Here is a 20,212-nt window from a genome sequence, read left to right on the forward strand (position 1 = left end):
GGAGACATAGCAGTTTTTACATTGGTTTATATGGTCAAACCTGGGTAAAGTTTAAGGATTGTTGTCTAGAATTAGTAACCGAATTAATGAGACTCAATCCTAATAAACGAAAGTATTATCAACGAGGGATAAGGGCTAGGTTGCTTATAGAATCTGCATTTTAGCTTATTTCGTCGCCCCCTCAGGTTTACAACCCAGATAGAAATGCTATATAGCCATCAATTTTAAAAATTTATAAAATTTTAATATTTATAAATTAATCATTTTTGTTCATAACTTATTCAAGACTGAATTCGAAATCCTATCACTGTAAGCGCTATCAATCCAAATGCTATAATTAGTAGGAGGCGTTATTAAATAATCATCAAAGTAGAGTTCTTGTATAAGTAATGCTTATAATAAAATCTATGGTTGGTTAACCTAATGGATTAGTTTTCGATGAAAGATAAACTCAATATTTTTATATTAGTTATTTTCTGGATAATTATATGTATTTTGTGATCACAAATTTAAGACTTATATAAAGTATCTATAAAGGAGATTTTGGGGATTGATTGTGTAAGCATTCAGCCGTCAGCCGTGAGCTAAAAGCTCACGCTGCGCGAACAGCCGTCAGTGGTCAGCCATTGGCCTATGGCCACGCTACGCGAACGGGAGAATTTAATTCAGATTAAACCTCTTTTATTCAAAAGCACCATCTGTAGCACCATCTGTAGCGCTAATCGCTGACCGCTGTTCGCGTAGCGTGGCCAAAGGCCTTTAGCTGATAGCTGAATGCTTACTTGATTGTTTATACCCGTAGAATTATAGGAATGGGTGTAATGGTGTTTAAAAATTAAAGGGACGAAGGGATGCAGCGAGCTAGCACGGTCTTGGGAAGCCAGTTGCTTATCTAAAATCCCCATCTCCCTGACCATCTCCCAACACTTTGCTCTTTTTCCCTGTTCCCTATTCCCTATTCCCTAACCGCAGCGCTCCGGAAGCTGAGGCCTTTGGCCACGCTTTGCGAACGCTTCCGCTTTCCGCTAAAAGCGAACGCATTAATTATTCTCTAGTAATCGAAAATATTGAACAATTATCATATCAGTAACAATAGGATAAAGATTTGATAAAATTACAAAAATTAATGGTGACATAGTATCCAATTCATGTCATCAATAAATAAAGGAATTGTTTGACCGCAAAAACTAAAGCTCTTGGTGGAAGACTATAGTATAGTGCTCAGACTATCTCAACAAAATAATGTTGGGGGAGCATCTACGTCCTCAGCGATAGGTTTGAAAACACGGAAATTCAAAACTGTGTAACTAATACAGCGGCAGATTTATGAGATTTTTCATTAGCTGTAATAATCGGTGCTTTGGTGAACGTTTAGCATAGTATTCTACTCTTGCCCATGGCTCTGTAAAGGGTATCGGGATCATGGGGATTGAGTGGATATCGACTTGCTAGGGTATTACTTGCTGCCCAAATAAAATTCCTAAATAAAATTACCATAGCTTTAAACACAGATAAAGGTTGGAGACTACAAGACTATGACGAGAATTGAAGCCGAAAATTTTTCTAGTATAACTAACTTTGTAACTACTAGTAATCCTGATGCCTCTGGGGACGCAGTAATCACTCTATTTGATGCGGTTAATAATACTGCTTTCCCCCCTGGTACTGCTAGCACAAGCTTTAATCAACCCACTGGTACCTATGAAGTAATCATTGGCATCTTTGACGAAATAGATGGAGAAAGCACCGTCGATGTCAGGATTGGCAGTACCGTCTTTCCCACAATCACTCTTAATAATCCTTCCTCTACTGCTAGCGGTATCCCCGAAGCCTCCACTTTCGTCCCTTTGCAGATTAGCTCCAGCACGTTTATCCGTAATGGAGACCTGATCGAGGTTAAAGGTACCGCTGATGGTGAAGAATTCATCCGATTTGACTATATTGAATTCAACCTGACCAACGAACTCCCGGTAGCTGTCGATGATACTGCCACTACCACTGAAGATACAACAGTTAACATTAACGTCTTAGATAATGACAGCGATACTGAGGGAGACAGCACTCTAACTGTTATTAGTGATCCCAGTAATGGTAGTGCAGTAGTAGATGACAATGGTACTCCTGATGATCTAACCGATGATTTTATTACTTACACTCCGAATCCCGACTACAATGGACCGGATAGTTTTACTTATCAGTTAAATGATGGCGTTAACCCTGCTGACACCGCTACCGTTAACATTACTGTTACTCCTGTAAATGATGCACCAGATGGTACTGCTGTGGTTAACAATAACGGTACCTTGGATAATACTAATGATGACGTTATTACTGATACTCCTGATCCAGATTTCAGTGGGAATGATAGCTTGATCGATCAGGTATCTGATGGCAACGGCGGCCTTGATACAGCGATCGATCAGGTATCTGATGGCAACGGCGGCCTTGATACAGCGACTGTTGATATTACTGTTAACTCGATCCCTACCTTTGTTCCTTCGACTCTGACTCAGAACCCTAACAATACTTTTACTATCACTAGTGACACCACTGGCAACGCTCAACTCCTATTCTCCTTTATTAGTCGAAACGCTACTAATGTCAATGAAATTGGAGTTTTTGTCACCGATGATGACCAAGGTACAGTTAATGGTATTGCTCCTGGTCAAGAAGGGTATGTGGAAGCGGCTCTATCTAATGCTCAGACTATTTTCTCTGTGCTGCTGAATCCTGAAGATAGTGGTCAAACTACTCGTCTGATTAACAATTTTGATGTAGGGGATCAATTAGGATTTTACCTAGTACAAAATAGCACGAAAGAGGCAGTGCTAGCAGGACAAAATGCTTCTGTATTCTTCGGTGATGCTTCCTTCAATAGCGATGGTTTAGACCATATCCAAAGCGAGACTAATAGTGACGGTGTCTTGACTTTAAACTTTGAAGATGCTGATGATCAAGACTTTGATGATTTAGTGGTAACGGTTCAAGACGCTTCGGCTTTGACTCCGATTGTGGGGACAGGGAATCCTCAGATTCAAGGGCAAGTGGAGCTACTGGATTTAACCGATGTGACTGGAACAGTAACACCTGAGATTGTGGTTAGTAGTCAAGCTGTGTTTGAGAATAGCTTTGGCTTTTATCAGGTTGATGATGCTAGTGGTAAAATTGGCAATCTCAATCCCGGTGATGCGGGTTATGCAGAGCTTGCAATCTCCAACCAGGTAGATTTAGCCAGTGGGGTATCCGGTGGCGTACTTTTAGCTCCGTTCCTAATTGCTAATGGCACTGTTGAAGAGTTCCTGACTCAGAATCCCACGAATCAGCAGGGTTCCGGTCTCAATGCCTACTTTAGTTTCTTGCCTGCTAACCCCGATCAATTTGATCACGTCCGCCTACTAGGGGACAATCGGTTTGGTTTCGAGGATACTTTTGCTGGTGGTGACTTAGACTATGACGACTTGGTAGTGGAGGTTATTTTCTGAATTTAATCGGGAGTGGGGAATCGGGAGTCGGGAATCGGGAGTCGGGAGTCGGGAGTGTGGGAGATGGGGACTCTTGCCTCTTGCCTCTTGCCTCTTGCCTCTTGCCTGTTCCCTACACCCCACACCCCACACCCCACACCCTACTAAGGATTCTGCCATCCTTCCACAATCGCCATGCCCACATTCACATAAGGATTATCCAATAATTCTCTAAGGGCTTCTTTTCCACCACTTTCTAAAGCACTAAGGAACCGTTGTTTAGTACTTGCTGGAATCGCAATATTCACAAAGGCTGTCTTTTCTAAATCAGTGGCGTTGGGGTTACTTTGCTCTAATTGTTTTAATAATCCTTGAATTTCGGCGGCGGCTTCGGTTAGGGTTTGGTTTTTCTCGGGGGCATAATTGTATTGATTTGCACTACCAATTTCTTGATTAAACTCACTTTGAGCTGTATCGACAAAGTTACTAAAGCTATTTTGAGACTGACGTTGATCGTATTTAGACTGATAGTTGGAGTGATTAGAGTCTGAGGTTGATTCACTCATAGCGTTGTTTTCAACATTGATAGGTCGGCTTGCTACTAGTTTAATAATTTCGATCAGGTTTTGGTTATGCTTCTGGTAAAGGGCAAGCTCCTCATCGTTGTTGGTGGTTTGGGTTAGCTCTTGACGAGAATTAAACCGCTGGATGAACTGGTCACTGACGACATGATCTTTAGTTTCCGCAGCAGATTGAATCAGGGTTTCTCGTAATACCAGAGCTTGGTCAAGGTTCAAGAGGGTGGCTAGCAGCAGGTAAACACCGCGAAATCGGGGGTCAGTCAGATGCTCGTGCTGGCGTTCTCGATTCTCGGTTTTGAGGAAGGTCTGGACGATAAAGTATTCCTGGATTTTATCGTGGCGAAACTTCCATTCTCGATAGGTACGACCAAACCCATCCTTCTGCTGACGAGTCAATACCATTTTATACCGTTCCATACACTGCAACTCATCCAAGCAGCCCTCTTCTGGGATGGTAATTTGATCATGGAGACGCATCTGGTAGACGGTTTCAGCAAATTCAGCCAGGGGAAAGGGACAAAGGTGAATCTGTTGATAGTCTTCTGCCATGATCTCATACTGCTGCTGTTGCAAGTTCAGCAAATCCGGGTCTTTGCCCTGAGCCAACAGTTGCGCCACCAAGGTCAAATCCATGGGATTGGAGAGAAACCGACGTACTGCGGTTAACTCCTGTTTGGATTGGGTTTGGTGGAGTTGGCTGGCCAGATAGTCGTCACAGGCTTGCTCGTAGGCCACACCCGATACCGGGACATCGTCGGGCAAAATACCTTGGCGAGAGGTGAGGAACTCTGCAATTTGCTGGCGCTTGAGGGGTTGCAGCACGTAGGTTTTGGCCGTCGCTGGGGGTGTCCATTCCAAGGGTTGGGTGGTGAGGATAATATGCCCCTGGACGTGATGCTCCACAAAGGTATTAATGGTAGCCCTGGTGTCAGGGCTGACTTCATTGAGTCCGTCAATGCAGATATCTAGGGTATTGTAGTTAATCAGGCTTTGTAGGAATAATGGGTCCTCAGCAGCGATGGGCAATTTAGCTTGAATCGCTTCCACCACACCACCGGCACATTGGCTGGCTGGCAAGTACACCGCAAGCCGCCCCGAGGTTTTGACTAAATTCCGTAGAAACATGGATTTCCCCAGTCCCGATTCCCCGACCAGAACGACCGGAGACTGGAGTTGGCCAATGGCAGTTTGAATCGGTTGGGTATGGTTGGCTCGTGTAATCTTAACGTGAGAGTCCGGAAAGTAAGCCTGGGGATCGAAGCTATCTAAGCTAGCATCGGCCACCAGCACCTGACGGAAGGGAGCGAGTAATCGATAGCGCAACCAGGGAATCCAGATCAGAGCAATGCTGATATAGCCTAAGCCCACAATGGTGCGGAATTTTCGGTCCCAGATTAGGGCTTGGACTTGGGAAGAACGGGGATAAATGATGATCAGCAACAACCAGCCACTGACATGGATTAGCCAAACCTTAAACCCAATCAGAAACCAGTGCTGTCGTTCTAGGGCAACAATTTTGGCTTTGACAGCGACAGCAGCAACTTGGGAGTTTATAGACTTAAGATTTTTGTAGTGTTTCTTAAGCAGCTCCATATCTGTTTGTTCCCAGCTGACCTGATTCACAACTACCGCAATCTGCCTTTCTAAGTCTTTGCGCAGTTTAGATAGAGATTTACTAGGTTCCCAGATTTGCTCAAATAGCTCGAGAACTTTCACCCCTTCTTGGTGATTGATGGCGTGATCTTCATTTTCATGGGGATATTTCTCAGGTGAGCCCAGCCAATGAATTAAGCGCAGTGAGTCTTTTTCCCCACCACTGAGGAAATAGGCCAGAAAACGTAAGCTTGGTGCTTCTCGCTGATACCAGTAAACTTGATTTAATACCGAAAGTAAGTCTTTTAACTTTAATGGCCCCATCTGCTCCAGAGCTTTTGCTGCAGTATTAGGGACATTCCTGTCTGGGTCGGTTAAAAGTTTAGCGATTTGGGGAGCGTACTCAGAGGTAGCTGCTCCCATTTGCCCCAGAGCTTTTGCCGCACTAGCACGGACATCACTATCTAAGTCGGTTAAAAGTTTAGCAATTTGGGGAGCGTACTCAAAGACGGCTGCTCCCATCTGCCCCAAAGCCCGTGCCGCATTAGCACGGACCGTCCAATCTGATTCCGTTAAAAGTTGTAGGATTTGGGGAGCTATCTCAGATGGTGCTACTCCCATCCGCGCCAGAACGTATGCCGCGTTAGCACGGACATTATCATCTGAGTGGGTTAACAGTGGAAGGATTTGGGGAGCGTACTTAGAGGCGGCTGCTCCCATCTCACCCAGAGCATATGTCGCCCTATCAGGGATCTGGTTATCTGAGTCGGTTAACAGTGGAAGGATTTGGGGAGCGTACTCAGAGGCGGCTGCTCCCATCACACCCAGAGTTTCTGCCGCACTATAACGAACATCACGATCTGAATGGGTTAAAAGTTTGGCAATTTGGGTAGCGTACTCAGAGGCAGCTGTTCCCATCTCACCCAGAGCATATCCTATAGGATAACGAAGACTAATATCTGAGTTGGTTAAACCTTCAACGATTTGGGGAGCGTACTTAGAGGCGGCTGCTCCCATCTTACCCAGAGCATATGCCGCACTATAACGGACATTACTATCTGAGTCGGTTAACAGTAGAAGGATTTGGGGAACGTACTTAGAGGCAGCTGCTCCCATCTGTCCCAGAGCGGATGCCGCACTAGAACGGACATCACTATGTGAGTCAGTTAAACGTTTCGCGATTTGGGGAGCGTAGTCTTTAGCTACTCCCATCTCACCAAGAGCCGATGCCGCACTATCACTGACATAACTCTCTGAGTCGGTTAAACGTTTGGCAATTTGGGGAGCGTACTCAGAGGCAGCTGCTCCCATCTTACCCAGAGCCGATGCCGCACTAGCACGGACATTGTCATCTGAGTCGGTTAAAAGTTTGGCAATTTGGGGAGCGTACTCAGAGGCAGCTGCTCCCATCTGACCCAGAGCCCATACTGCACTAGAACGGACATCACGATCTGAGTCAGTTAAAAGTTTGGCAATTTGGGGAGCGTACTTAGAGGCGGCTGCTCCCATCTGTCCCAGAGCCGATGCTGCCTTAGCAAGGACATCACTATCTGAGTGGGTTAAAAGTTTGGCAATTTGGGGAGCGTACTTAGAGGCCGCTGCACCCATTTCCTTCAGGGCTGATACTGCACTAGCACGGACTCTGGAGTGAACCGACTTTCTCTCATTTTCATACCCTAACCAGCCTACAATCTGCTCAATTGTGTAGTTAGGAATCTCAAGGGGATGCTTGAGTTGATCGAATTTATAGCTAGACAATTTGTCCAAAGCTTGAGCCCATACCAAGGGGTCGGGGTCATCCAGTGCTGCCACAATCCCCTTGAGCTGCCACAATTCTGGCTCAGGGTGTGATTCGTGAGGGTCAATCGATGGGTGAGCGTGACTCCCGTTGACAATCAAAAGTACCGCTACTAGCAGTGCTAACAGATAACAGAGGCACTGGGTAACACTAGTCTTAACGGTAGGGAAAAGCTTTGGGCGGTTGGCATCGCCTCTATGGGGCATGGTGATAGTTTCCCACGGAGTTAGTCGGCTAATAGGGATCCCCCCTAACCCCCCTTAATAAGGGGGGAAAAGAGAATAAGGGGGAAAAAGAGCACAGAAGAGGGAACAGCGGATCTGGTAAAAATCCTGTGTACCCCATAGTTATGAAAAACGCTGTAACTATAATTATGCTGATTTTGGCGCTAGACCCTAAGCCCAGCAACCTTTTGACACTACGATGCTCCCCGAAGGTTAGTTTTAATTATACCAATTTTAGTGACTATTATATAGAAGAGGGAATCGGGAATCGGGAGTCGGGAGTCGGGAGTCGGGAGTCGGGAGTCGGGAATCGGGAATCGGGAGTGTGGGAAGCATGGAGTTTATGGGAGGTGTGGGAAGTGTCCCCCCCTTGTTAAGGGGGGTTAGGGGGGATCCCCACCTGTTTGACCCAGTGGGTGAAATTAGGTTCTTGGTAGAACAGGCATCTTGCCTGTGATCAATATTTTCCTCACAGCATCGAAGCCTATTCTACACAACTACTCCCGATTCCCGATTCCCGATTCCCGATTCCCTATGTCACAGGCAAGATGCCTGTTCTACGGAATTACTCGGTGATCCAAAAAAATTAGAAACTTGGCACCAGGCATCAGCAGTTTCAGCACCTGCACATAGCCCTTGGCATCAGCAGGGTTGTCGAACCGAGCGAAAACCACTGGTGGCATCGGTGGTAACAACCTCACCATGACCCATGGGTATAGGCGTCTATGGGACATAATATTAAGTTATCTCCTGTAAAGGTGACCCAGAGCCAGCCTGCAGCCTGCGAAAACTCTTAGGCTGGCTCTTCCCGTGGATTTTTTTCTCCACACTTTTAGTTTACCATAAAAAAATCCATATTATAGCATATTTTTAAGATTTTGTAACAAACTTTAGAGGGAATCGGGAATCGGGAATCGGGAATCGGGAGCGTGGTAAACATGGTAAGCGTGGTAAACATGGTGAGTGTTCCCCCCTTGTTAAGGTAGGGTAGATCTCCAGTTGGGGTTGAGCTGGGGGATTAGCGATCGCATAACCAAAACAGAATTTTCAGCTGAAACAGGCAAGATGCCCGTTCCACAACCCTAAATCTTCTCCGTTCCCGATTCCCGATTCCCGATTCCCTACTCCCTACTCCCTACTCCCTACTCCCTATTCCCTATTGCCTTATTTAGCATAAATAGAAAATTACTACTATAAAGACTTGATAAACTTAACCGAATACTAGTGACATTAAACAAAACTCATGACATCAATGAATAAGGTATTTTTCTATATCAAGGAAAGAGCATGGATGGCAAATATCTTTCCTTTTTATAAGGAATATTACGTTATAAAATATTTCGGGTCATCGCTTCATTGTCAGTAATAATATACTCTCACAACATAAATAATACTAAACCAACAATTACTTAATACTTTTGATTAAAAAATATAGTTTAATATTTGCTAATAGCATCAGTAAAGCTGTATTATGGCATCTTACATTTTGCCATTAATCTGGAAAATAAATCCGGATATATGGACGTTAGTAGGTATTTATTTATTGGTAGATCATTAGATAAGCATTCAGCGTCGTGCTATCCACTCTATGCTATCAGCTATTAATGATGAGTTCAACAGCAATTTTGCTATCAGCTATCAGCTAAAGACCTATGCCCACCCTAATTGAGGTGCTTGTGAATAAAATAAGCTATTCCCGTAGCGTGAGCCTTGGCCGTTGGCCACGCTAAGCGAATGGCTGACCGCTGACCGCTGACCGCTGAATGCTTAATGGACTTACTCTATTGATATACAAGGCTATCAGCTATCAGCTGACCGCTGAAGGCTGTTCGCGTAGCGTGGCCAAAGGCCTTTAGCTGATAGCTAAATGCTTAGAATAATTGTCAACGTTAAGTGCCCACAGCCTTAGCAACTGAGGAGTTTTTTAAGACGAAATATTATGCCAAGATTTGAATTTGAAGACCCCCGCTTTACTCTAACTAATTTTATAGTTATTGATAATATCTTTGCAGATAATACAGTCATCAATTTACCTGACCCTGATAGCACTGGCACTGCTACTACAACCTTTGATCTGCCCAGTGGCACTTACGAGGTTATCCTGAACGCTTCTGATGAAACAGACGGCAATAGCACAGTCGATGTCACCATTGGTAATGAGACGTTTTCATTAACTCTCAATAATCCCAATGCTAATGCTGGTATTTTACCTACTGCTGATGCTTTCAGGGATATAACCGTTACCAATAGCATCTTTATTCCCGAGGGTGCTCAAATCACCATTAGCGGGCAAAGTAACGCTCAGGAATTTCTTCGACTTGATTATATTGACTTCAACCTGATTAATGAAGTTCCTGTTGCAGTAGATGACAGTGTCAGTACTGGTGGCAATCCCGACGTTACCATTGATGTCCTAGCTAATGACTCTGATACTGAGGGTGATGCCCTGACTGTAACCATTGACCAGCAGGGCGGTAATGGCACAGCAGTAGTCAATCAAGATGGCACCATTACCTATACTCCTGTTAATGGTTTCAGTGGCACTGATAGCTTCACCTATCAAATAGATGATGGCACAAATCCTGCGGTCACAGCTACGGTTGAGGTTGATGTCACTGCTGTTAATGAACCTCCAGTAGCCACAGACGATACAGCTACCACTGCGGCAAACACTGCAGTTGATATCAATGTCCTAGCTAATGACACTGATCCTGAAGGTGATGCCCTCAATGTAGCCATTGACCAGCAGGGCGGTAATGGCGAAGCAGTAGTCAATCAAGATGGCACCATTACCTATACTCCGGTTGATGGTTTCACTGGGACTGATAGCTTCACTTATCAGATCGATGATGGCACCAATCCTGCGGTCACAGCTACAGTTAATGTTGATGTCACTGCTGTTAATGAACCTCCAGTAGCCACAGACGATACTGCTACCACTCCGGCAAACACTGCAGTTGATATCAATGTCCTAGCTAATGACACTGATCCTGAAGGTGATGCCCTCAATGTAGCCATTGACCAGCAAGGCGGTAATGGTACAGCAGTAGTCAATCAAGATGGCACCATTACCTATACTCCTGTTGATGGTTTCACTGGCACTGATACCTTTACCTATCAGATCGATGATGGCACCAATCCTGCGGTCACAGCTACGGTTGAGGTTGATGTCACTGCTGTTAATGAACCTCCAGTAGCCACAGACGATACAGCTACCACTGCGGCAAACACTGCAGTTGATATCAATGTCCTAGCTAATGACACTGATCCTGAAGGTGATGCCCTCAATGTAGCCATTGACCAGCAGGGCGGTAATGGCGAAGCAGTAGTCAATCAAGATGGCACCATTACCTATACTCCGGTTGATGGTTTCACTGGGACTGATAGCTTCACTTATCAGATCGATGATGGCACCAATCCTGCGGTCACAGCTACAGTTAATGTTGATGTCACTGCTGTTAATGAACCTCCAGTAGCCACAGACGATACTGCTACCACTCCGGCAAACACTGCAGTTGATATCAATGTCCTAGCTAATGACACTGATCCTGAAGGTGATGCCCTCAATGTAGCCATTGACCAGCAAGGCGGTAATGGTACAGCAGTAGTCAATCAAGATGGCACCATTACCTATACTCCTAATGATGGTTTTCTTGGGGCTGATAGCTTTACCTACCAGGTCAGTGATGGCATCAATCCTGCGGTCACAGCTACGGTTAACGTTGATGTTACTGCTGTTAATGACTCTCCAGTAGCCACAGACGATACTGCTACCACTGAGCAAAATACTGCGGTTAATATCAATGTCCTAGCTAATGACTCTGATCCTGAAGGGGATGCCCTGACTGTAACCCTTGACCAGCAGGGCGGTAATGGTACCGCAGTAGTCAATCAAGATGGCACCATTACCTATACTCCTAATGATGGTTTTCTTGGGGCTGATAGCTTCACCTACCAGGTCAGTGATGGCATCAATCCTGCGGTCACAGCTACGGTTAATGTTGATGTCACTAATGTTAATGAATCTCCAATAGCCACAGACGATAGTACTACCACTGCGGCAAACACTGCAGTTGATATCAATGTCCTAACTAATGACCTTGATCCTGAAGGTGATGCCCTCAATGTAGCCATTGACCAGCAGGGCGCTAATGGTACCGCAGTAGTCAATTTTGATGGCACCATTACCTATACTCCTGTTGATGGTTTCACTGGGGTTGATAGCTTCACCTACCAGATTAGTGATGGCAGCAATCCTGCGGTCACAGCTACCGTTAACGTTGATGTCACTGCTCCTAATCAATCTCCAGTAGCCACAGACGATACTGCGACCACTGTAGAAAACACTGCAGTTGATATCAATGTCTTAGCTAATGACTCTGATCCTGAAGGTGATGCCGTCAATTTGGCCATTGGCCAGCAGGGCGGTAATGGTACCGCAGTAGTCAATCAAGATGGCACTATTACCTATACGCCAAATGCCGACTTCACTGGGGCTGATAGCTTCACCTACCAAATCGATGATGGCAGCAATCCTGCAGTCACAGCTACGGTTAACGTTGATGTTACTGCTGCTAATGAATCTCCAGTAGCGGCAGACGATACTGCTACCACTGTAGAAAACACTGGGGTTGATATCAATGTCTTAGCTAATGACGTTGATCCTGACGGTGATGCGCTGACTGTAACCATTAACGAGCAAGGACTTAATGGCACAGTAACAGTTAATCAAGATAGCACGATTACCTATACTCCTAATAATGGTTTCATTGGGTTTGATCGCTTCACCTACCAGATCGATGATGGCACTAATCCTGCGGTCACAGCTACGGTTAACCTTGAAGTGACTCGTGTTAATGAATCTCCAGTAGTCACAAACACTAATAATAATAGTGCTACTACTGGGGCAAACACTCCAGTTACCCTTGATGTTCTCGCTAACTACTCTGATCCTGATGGGGATCCGCTAACTTTTGCAATTGTCAGCAATCCAAGCAACGGGACAGCAGCAGTCAATGATAATGGCACTCCCAATGATGCCACAGATGACTTTATTATCTATACGCCCAATGCCGACTTCACTGGCACTGATAGCTTGACCTTTGAGGTAAGCGATGGTAGTGGGGGCATTAACACAGACACTGTTAACTTCACCATTGAACAGACTACGCCTACGACGCCTCTAACTCAGAATGCCAATAATAGTTTTATGGTTAACGGCGACACCCTGCGATTTACTCTTACAGGTCGCGAACTTGGTGAAGTCAGTGAAATTGGAGCATTTGTTACTGATGATGCCCAAGGTACAATTGATGGCATTGCCCCTGGTCAGAGTGGTTATGTAGAAGCTGCTCTGTTCCGAGCTGAGACAATTTTCTCTGTTCTCCCTGACAGTTTAGGTAGTGCTCAACCCACCCGCATCATCGACACTTTTAACCCCGACGATAACGTGGTATTCTACGTGATTCAAGGTGGCTCTGTTGATGGGGTGCTAGCGGGACAGGATTCTACCTCCAACGTATTCTTCAGTGATCCTTCATTGAATAGCGATGGTCAGAACCATCTACAGGTCACTGACAATGGCAATGGTCAGTTAACCTTGGCCTTTGAAGATGGCAATGACTTTGACTACAATGATGCCACTGTGGTTGTCTCAGACGGTACAGGTTCCACGGCGCCACTGGGAACAGGCCCTAACGACATTCAAGGGATACTGGAACTGATCGATTTGACCGACGTGACTGGTACAGTTACTGGTAGTCTTGTGGTCAACAGTGAAGCTGAATTCAATAATACCGTTGGCTGGTATGTGGTTGATAATTTCAGTGGCACAGTTAACGGTTTAAATCCCGGTGATGCTGGTTATGCAGAAGCTGCAATCTCAAATCAGGTAAACTTAAGTGCTGGAGTATCCGGTGGGGTAATACTGGCTCCATTCCTGATTTCCGATGGTACAGCAGCGGAGTTCCTAGCTAATAATCCTTCTAATGCAGATCAAGAGGATTCCGACCTGAATGCCTACTTTGCTTACGTGGGGGCTAACCCAGATCAAGTTGACCACCTTCGCCTGGTAGGGGATAACACCTTTGCTTGGGAGGATGAGTTTGGTGGTGGTGACAAAGACTTCAACGATGTGGTAGTACAGGTTAACTTATTTGCCTAAGTGTTGCCTAAGTGTTGTCTTAGTGTTGTCTAACCAGACTGCGGACGCTTTTTTATAGTAGTAGGGTGGTTATTAAGGCACCCTAGAATTACTCCAGATTTTGGACTCAAGCAGATCTAGTCTACAAGCCTCAGTATCAACTGAGGTTTTTTTTTTTCATCCAATATTTTCACTGGTAAAATTAAAAAGCGAATAGCACTATAGAAATGCCATCGTAATGTATATGAACTCCTATCGTCAATTTCACCTAACCTTGGCAGCAGTTATCTTTCCGAGTTTATTCGGGTTTGGCTTATTGAACGCTGCGGTTGACCCTTACGGAGTCATAAATAGCCCAGAGTTACCCGGTCTAAATCAGTTAAAGCCTGAACAATTTAACCATGTCAGACTATTCAAGGCTATAGATGTTATTCGTAATGAACCCAAAATCGTTTTGTTAGGGTCATCACGAACTGACCTGGGACTTAACCCAAACCACCCAGGACTGAAACCAGGAAACTCCGGATACAATTTGGCACTAGTGGGTCCGAATATGTATGAAGTTAAACGTTATTTTGACCATGCTCTAACTAATCAACCGGATTTAAAAACCGTTGTGATTGGTATTGACTTATTCATGTTCAATGACTTGAAAACTAATGCTCCAGATTTTAAGGAAAGTCTGATTAATCAAAAAACTATTCCCCTGCAAGAGGTAATTAATTCGACCCTATCCCTAAACGCGCTTAATGCTAGTAGAGCCACTCTAAGTTCTAGTATCAATTCAAAGGCTTACTTTCTCTATGATGCCAATGGTAGGCGTTTTATTTATAACAATAAGCCCGATCAACCTTTACTAGGAAGGTTTAAGGACATGCTCAAGGGCTTAATGACCAGTGAGGGCTATTATAAAGAATATCGACTTTCCGCTAGTTTTTTGAATGATCTTCAAGACATTGTCGATACCTGTAAGGAAAAAGGGATAGAGCTAAAAGTATTTATATCACCATCCCATGCTACTCAATGGGAAAGTCTTCGGGTTACCGGACTGTGGCCAGTGTTTGAAGAATGGAAACGTCGGTTAGTGGAGATTACACCAGTGTGGGATTTCTCTGGGTATAACAGCATTACCACAGAAGCGATTAGGGAAGAGATGAAAAACTATTGGGATAGCTCTCATTATCGCGAGGAAGTTGGTGATCTAATCCTAAATCGCCTATTCAGTTATCAATCTCAGACTGTTCCAGAGGATTTTGGTGTTATAATGACACCAGAAAATGTTGAATCCCACCTCGGTAAAATCAGGAATAAGCGGAATTCATGGGCAGAGACTAATCCTGATCTAGTACAATTAGTGGAAGATTTAAACCAAAAATCTGAGATAGCGAGTCAGTAAGTTTCCTATACTTGGTGTGGTTTGGTAAGCATTCAGCTATCAGTATTCAGATATCAGCTATCAGCTATCAGCTTGTAGGGTGGGCAAAAAGCGATGCAGCGCGGTCTTGGGGAGGCAGCGCGGTCTTGGGGGTTCCCCCCGGAGACGAAACCTGATTACGTTGAGCCTTTATGGTTGGTCGGCTATGCAGAAAAGGGGTAAAACTTATTGATTAAGGCTCAACTGTCTTACGGTAACTTCTAACCATGAGCGACTGCCGTGGTTTCCCCCACTCGCTATTGCATCAAGACACATTTTGGTGAAAATGAGTCTTCTAGATAACATAACTTTGCCCACCCTACTTTAATTGGTATTTTTTTTACACGCAAGTCCCTAAGCTGAATGCTTAGCCGAAAGATTCAAGAGCTTTCCCTGGGCTGATTCTACAATCGCGTCTCGGATGAAGCAACTTGCTTGGATAATCTCTATTCCAATTAATTCTCCTGCTTCATTGAGTTCGGCGGTAATGTTGGGACTAATTTCGACACTACCTGCTTCTGGTTCATCAGACAGGGTAAGGTGAAGGATATCCTCTTGTTCAAAGTATGTCATATTGGCATTATTAATTAACTTATTCATTAATGGTAAATCTCCCAGTTCTTAAGCGGAATCTTAGTTGTTGACGGGTGGTACTATGGATAGTTACTGGAGTTATCAAATCACCACTGCGTTCATAAGGGATTATGACTAACTGATTGTCATGCTTGCCAACTGCGATTTGTCTGCCTGTGACGGTATCATAATATCTCTCTCCAGAAAATCTCAGGATTTCCTCGATCTTACCTAGGTCAAATCCCCTTAGTTCGGCTCGATACTGCAGATAATTTGACCAGACAATTTGTGGCATTTGTTAAAGGTTGCTGAAGTTTGAGTGGCGAGCGCAACTTCTATAATACACACAAGCAATCCCACTCCTTATTACAATATCTTTCAATTCTAACCAAAACGCGATCGCTTACGGTGGATAGTTCGTACCATCCTACAAATACCTCATCCTTAATATTTAATTCTTAATACTTAATACTTCTGATACCTATTTTCCAGTCAATTCAGCAATTTGTTTCAAATCCACATTGCCACCGCTGATAATGACACCAATCCGAGCATTGGGCATTTTAATGACCCCTTCAAGTAGGGCAGCAGCAGCTAAGGCACCAGTGGGCTCAACTACAATTTTGAGCCGTTCCCAGAGGAAAAACATGGTACGGATAATCGCAGCTTCCGATACAGTTACCATGTCATCAACGTAATTAAGGACTAGGGGAAAGGTAAGTTTGCCGAGGCTGGGAGTTCTGGCTCCGTCAGCAATGGTGTTGGGATTGTCAACAGTTTGGAGGATTTTGCTATGAAAGGAACGGGTGGCATCATCGGCTTGTGCTGGTTCTACACCAATCACACGGCAATTAGGATATAGGGTTTTGGTTGCGATCGCACATCCTGAGAGTAAGCCACCACCACCACAACACACCAGTAACAGATCCAGTGGACCGACTTGTTCTAGGAGTTCTTTGGCAGTAGTACCTTGTCCTGCAATGATATGGGGGTGATCGTAGGGAGGAATGATAGTGAGTTTGCGATCGCGTGATAACTCTTCGGCTAATGCTTCCCGTCTCAATTCAGCCCGATCATATAAAATGACGTCAGCACCGTAGCCACGGGTAGCGGCTTGCTTGACAGCTGGGGCATCTTTGGGCATAACTACAGTGGTGGGGATATCGAGGAGGGTGCCCGATAATGCGATCGCTTGGCCATGATTACCAGAAGAAAAGGTGAGAACCCCTCGCTGTTTTTGTTCTTCAGATAGTTGTGACAGAGCGTTATAAGCCCCTCGAAACTTAAAGGCACCAATACGTTGGAAGTTTTCGCATTTAAAGAAGACTTCAGCGTTGGTGAGCTGGTTGACAGTCCTGGAGGTATGGACTGGGGTTTGATGGGCATTGCCCGATAGGCGTTTAGCGGCAGCTTCTATGTCAGTGTAGGTTACGGGTAATGCTTGCAGTTCCATAGCAGTAGGGAGTCGGGAGTCGGGGAATCGGGAGTCGGGAGTTGGGAGTCGGGAGTCGGGAGTCGGGAGTCGGGAGTCGGGAGTCGGGAGTCGGGGTAAGAAACTTGAATGTACCTGAGAGGATATCTGAAAAGTTTTTTGATACTGAATTTTGCCCCCCTAGCCCCCCAACTTTGGGGGGAACAAGAGTCAATTGGCTTCTAAAAGTCCCCCAAAATTGGGGGATTTAGGGGGCTTGGATGTAGCAAATGATACTTCTCAGACAACCTCTGATCAATATAAGAAAAAGCCTTACTGACTTCTAAAATTTAAATTCTAAATTCTAAATTCTAAAATTTAAATTCTAAATTCTAAATTCTAAATTCTAAATTCTAAATTCTAAATTCTAAATTCTAAATTCTAAATTCTGAGATTACTTGACCAATTTTAGAGGATATGGTGAAGGTTTATCATACAGAACAATAAAACCACCAATAACCACCACCGCCAAGGCTGAGGGGACTAATGGTACCCAATACCCTTGTTTCAATAGACCTAAGCAGGATCCGTAGAGAATCGATAGAGCCAACAGCAACACACCCAAACGTATGGATGATTTACAGCGCCAACACACCAGACCAACCGTTAGGCACCAACCCCAAATCCACACTACTTCAGCCCATGCGGGCCAATCTTGTATCAGGGGTCGCTTATTTAAAACAGCACTGAGAATCTGACTTACCATGTGGGCATGGAGAATTACCCCTGGTGTTTTATCCTCTATATCATTCCCTTTACTATAGGGTGTAAAAAAATAATCCTCACGGCTGGGAGCAGTAACACCAATCAGAACAATTTTTCCCTTGAAGGCATCAGGATTGATCTTACCGTTTAGAACTTCAGAGAGAGTGACTTGGGGCACAAAATCCTCTGGAGATTTGTGAAAGCGGTAATTCAGCATGATTTGGTGTCCCGAATCATCCAGGTTATGATAACTGCCAGTATGCTTGGTTAACGATCTAAAGACTACATCACCTAGCTGTAAGTATTTTTTACCTTCTGTTTGATCTTCTGTGTATTTGGGAAAGATTTGCTTTGCGACTAGATACCGCATTGCCAACTGGGTACTCAGAGCATAAGAAGCACTACAAACTGATGTTGGATCAGGGTTAAAGGCCAACAGATGGCGACGAATCACCCCGTCTCGGTCAGCTACAACATCACTAAAGCCCAAGTTGTGTTTCGGAACTTCTGGCGGTGGTGAAATTCCTGGATCGTCTTCATTACTGGCTTTGCACACTGCAACCAAATTCTCGCTTTCCTGTAGGAGCGTTCCCAAATCTTGGTAGTCTGGCGCTACAGAAAAATCACGATGAATATCTAGGCCAATGACTTTGGCTTGAGAGGAATTAAGTATCTCTAACAGTTGTTTGAGTGATCGGTCTGATAAGGAGGTACCTAGTCTTAAATCCGACTGCTGAGCTTCAATATCTTTTTCAGTAACCTCTACCACTATCAGACGGGAATCGGGAAACTCCACTGGTCTTCGATTCATCAGGTGGTCGAAGGCTTTTAACTCCAAACCTTGCAGTAAACTGAGCTGCTGTATAACTATTAAGAAGCATGTAATTACCAAACTGCTCACTAATACCTTGACGAAGGTCAGCTTGCACTTACCCGGTAAGGGTGGAGGTGGAGGTGGAGGTGGAGGTGGAGGTGGAAGTGGAGGTGGTACCGGAACACTTTCCCTCAACTCTTCCCAAGTCGGTGGCTTGGCGGCGGGATTCTGACAAATTATCGGTAACCAAGTTGCACAAGGAAACTCATCTTCTATCCCTTGTAATCGTTCCCTAGCTTCCCGCACTGCTAAATAGAAAGACTGCCCCCCAGCAAAAGCGGTTAAAAAATATTTCAAAAATTCCTGTGAAACCCGGTCGGGTACCGGTTCTCGCATCACAATAATTTGGGGAATGTATAAATTAGCCAGATTCGAGGCTAAACCCAAGCCATCACAAGAATTGAAAATCGCTATTTTTAAGCCTTTTACAATTGCTCTGTTTAAGCCAAACTTTAACTGATTAATGGTTAAACTATCGGTTTTATTAATATAAATGTGACCCGTCTCTCCATCGTTTTTACTGGAACTATGTCCAGCAAAAAAGAGGATATCCCAGGATTGCTCCCAAAGGGCTTCATGGACTTGCTGGCGCTTGGGTTCTATAAGGAACGTGAGCTGAGCATCAGGTAATTGCTGTAGCAACTTCTGATCCGCTTCGGTATCAATACCAATACTATTGCCAATAATTGCTAAAATTCTCACCTTGGCGTGGGGCTTGGGATTTCCCTTGGCTGGTTCAAACTTTAAGGCACTTAAAGCAATTTCAGCCTTGGAATAGCGTTCCCAAAAATCCCACAGATGCCAGGGCAGTCGCCGTAAACAACTGTTCTCGGTTTGAATAATTAGACGGATTTCATCGGAGGGTGATAGTTGTTCGAGTAATTTCTCCTTAATCGGTCGAAATGGCTCTGAGGATAGCCAAGCATTTAAGCGATCGCCTAAGACTTGGGCAGCATTGTAGCACCGTTCCAGTTTAGATACATTCGTCACTTGTACCACTGATGCTTCTAGACGGGAACGTAACCCCAAACTGTGATAACTCGTTGTCCAACTTTGGCACGATTGCAGAATTTCAGGAGCAGGAGGTAGCCTGCCAGTGATTTCCAACAAGGGTCTTTTGCCCTCTTCCCAAATCTGTAAAGTGACTGGAAACCCTTTGTCAAAACAACCATCTCCTATCTTTAAGACAACTAATTTACCAATACTTCGCGTGTTATTGGTCATTGGTCATGGATCACTTGTGTTGCAGATGTGATTTGTCCCCTAATTTTACCTATTTATAGAGGTTTATATAAGTTTATAGAGGGTGTATCGGTGTCTTAGGATTGACCACTGAGTGATATCAAAACTGATATCAAACAAGACACCAGATAACC

15 protein-coding genes and 1 pseudogene are annotated in these 20,212 nt (G+C 44.6%); 6 read left to right on the top strand and 10 right to left on the bottom strand.

The window, feature by feature from the left end:
* Nucleotides 1-164, top strand: a pseudogene (locus F6K46_RS17940) (IS4 family transposase); the annotation flags it as partial.
* Nucleotides 165-665: 501 nt separating this feature from the next.
* On the opposite strand, the gene F6K46_RS17945 reads toward F6K46_RS17940, so the two are convergent.
* The gene (locus F6K46_RS17945) at nt 666-917 is read right to left on the bottom strand and encodes a hypothetical protein (protein WP_075900584.1); all 252 of its coding nucleotides are present in this window, start codon (nt 915-917) and stop codon (nt 666-668) included.
* 11 nt (nt 918-928) lie between these two features.
* On the opposite strand from F6K46_RS17945, the gene F6K46_RS17950 reads away from it, so the two are divergent.
* Both F6K46_RS17950 and F6K46_RS17955 read left to right on the top strand, forming a co-directional pair.
* A complete protein-coding gene (locus F6K46_RS17950) occupies nt 929-1,090 on the top strand; it encodes a hypothetical protein (protein WP_293059452.1) in 162 nt (53 codons plus the stop codon).
* 445 nt (nt 1,091-1,535) lie between these two features.
* Entirely contained in the window at nt 1,536-3,482 is a 1,947-nt protein-coding gene (locus F6K46_RS17955) for a DUF4114 domain-containing protein (RefSeq protein WP_293059455.1), read from the top strand.
* Here F6K46_RS17955 and F6K46_RS17960 read toward each other — a convergent pair.
* The gene (locus F6K46_RS17960) at nt 3,444-3,641 is read right to left on the bottom strand and encodes a hypothetical protein (protein WP_293059458.1); all 198 of its coding nucleotides are present in this window, start codon (nt 3,639-3,641) and stop codon (nt 3,444-3,446) included. The two genes, F6K46_RS17955 and F6K46_RS17960, sit on opposite strands and share 39 nt — an antisense overlap.
* The gene (locus tag F6K46_RS17965; protein ID WP_293059461.1) at nt 3,626-7,639 is read right to left on the bottom strand and encodes a HEAT repeat domain-containing protein; all 4,014 of its coding nucleotides are present in this window, start codon (nt 7,637-7,639) and stop codon (nt 3,626-3,628) included. Before F6K46_RS17965 ends, F6K46_RS17960 begins: the two co-directional genes overlap by 16 nt.
* A 471-nt stretch (nt 7,640-8,110) precedes the next feature.
* On the opposite strand from F6K46_RS17965, the gene F6K46_RS17970 reads away from it, so the two are divergent.
* Nucleotides 8,111-8,233 carry a hypothetical protein gene (locus F6K46_RS17970; protein WP_293117204.1) on the top strand — a complete coding sequence of 41 codons (123 nt, stop codon included), beginning with the start codon at nt 8,111-8,113 and terminating at the stop codon, nt 8,231-8,233.
* On the opposite strand, the gene F6K46_RS17975 is transcribed toward F6K46_RS17970, so the two are convergent.
* Both F6K46_RS17975 and F6K46_RS17980 read right to left on the bottom strand, forming a co-directional pair.
* Nucleotides 8,215-8,391 (bottom strand): hypothetical protein, encoded by a 177-nt coding sequence (locus tag F6K46_RS17975; protein ID WP_293059469.1) that lies wholly within the window; start codon nt 8,389-8,391, stop codon nt 8,215-8,217. The genes F6K46_RS17970 and F6K46_RS17975 overlap by 19 nt on opposite strands.
* Before the next feature lie 98 nt (nt 8,392-8,489).
* A complete protein-coding gene (locus F6K46_RS17980) occupies nt 8,490-8,615 on the bottom strand; it encodes a hypothetical protein (protein WP_293059471.1) in 126 nt (41 codons plus the stop codon).
* A gap of 981 nt (nt 8,616-9,596) precedes the next feature.
* On the opposite strand from F6K46_RS17980, the gene F6K46_RS17985 reads away from it, so the two are divergent.
* Entirely contained in the window at nt 9,597-13,820 is a 4,224-nt protein-coding gene (locus tag F6K46_RS17985; RefSeq protein WP_293059474.1) for an Ig-like domain-containing protein, read from the top strand.
* Nucleotides 13,821-14,037: 217 nt separating this feature from the next.
* Nucleotides 14,038-15,195 carry a hypothetical protein gene (locus tag F6K46_RS17990; protein WP_293059477.1) on the top strand — a complete coding sequence of 386 codons (1,158 nt, stop codon included), beginning with the start codon at nt 14,038-14,040 and terminating at the stop codon, nt 15,193-15,195.
* 372 nt (nt 15,196-15,567) lie between these two features.
* On the opposite strand, the gene F6K46_RS17995 is transcribed toward F6K46_RS17990, so the two are convergent.
* The 5 genes from F6K46_RS17995 to F6K46_RS18015 form a co-directional block, all read right to left on the bottom strand.
* Nucleotides 15,568-15,813, bottom strand: a complete 246-nt coding sequence (locus F6K46_RS17995; RefSeq protein WP_293059480.1) for a DUF2283 domain-containing protein — start codon at nt 15,811-15,813, stop codon at nt 15,568-15,570.
* The gene (locus tag F6K46_RS18000; RefSeq protein ID WP_070393567.1) at nt 15,806-16,081 is read right to left on the bottom strand and encodes a hypothetical protein; all 276 of its coding nucleotides are present in this window, start codon (nt 16,079-16,081) and stop codon (nt 15,806-15,808) included. Before F6K46_RS18000 ends, F6K46_RS17995 begins: the two co-directional genes overlap by 8 nt.
* Before the next feature lie 186 nt (nt 16,082-16,267).
* A complete protein-coding gene (locus F6K46_RS18005) occupies nt 16,268-17,239 on the bottom strand; it encodes a threo-3-hydroxy-L-aspartate ammonia-lyase (protein ID WP_293059481.1) in 972 nt (323 codons plus the stop codon).
* A complete protein-coding gene (locus F6K46_RS18010) occupies nt 17,205-17,432 on the bottom strand; it encodes a hypothetical protein (protein WP_293059483.1) in 228 nt (75 codons plus the stop codon). Before F6K46_RS18010 ends, F6K46_RS18005 begins: the two co-directional genes overlap by 35 nt.
* Before the next feature lie 219 nt (nt 17,433-17,651).
* Nucleotides 17,652-20,060, bottom strand: coding sequence for a CHASE2 domain-containing protein (locus F6K46_RS18015; RefSeq protein ID WP_293059486.1), 2,409 nt, complete (start codon nt 20,058-20,060; stop codon nt 17,652-17,654).
* Between the last annotated feature and the right edge of the window lie 152 nt (nt 20,061-20,212).

The organism is Moorena sp. SIO3E8 (assembly GCF_010692445.1).
Classification (GTDB): Bacteria; Cyanobacteriota; Cyanobacteriia; order Cyanobacteriales; family Coleofasciculaceae; genus Moorena; species Moorena bouillonii.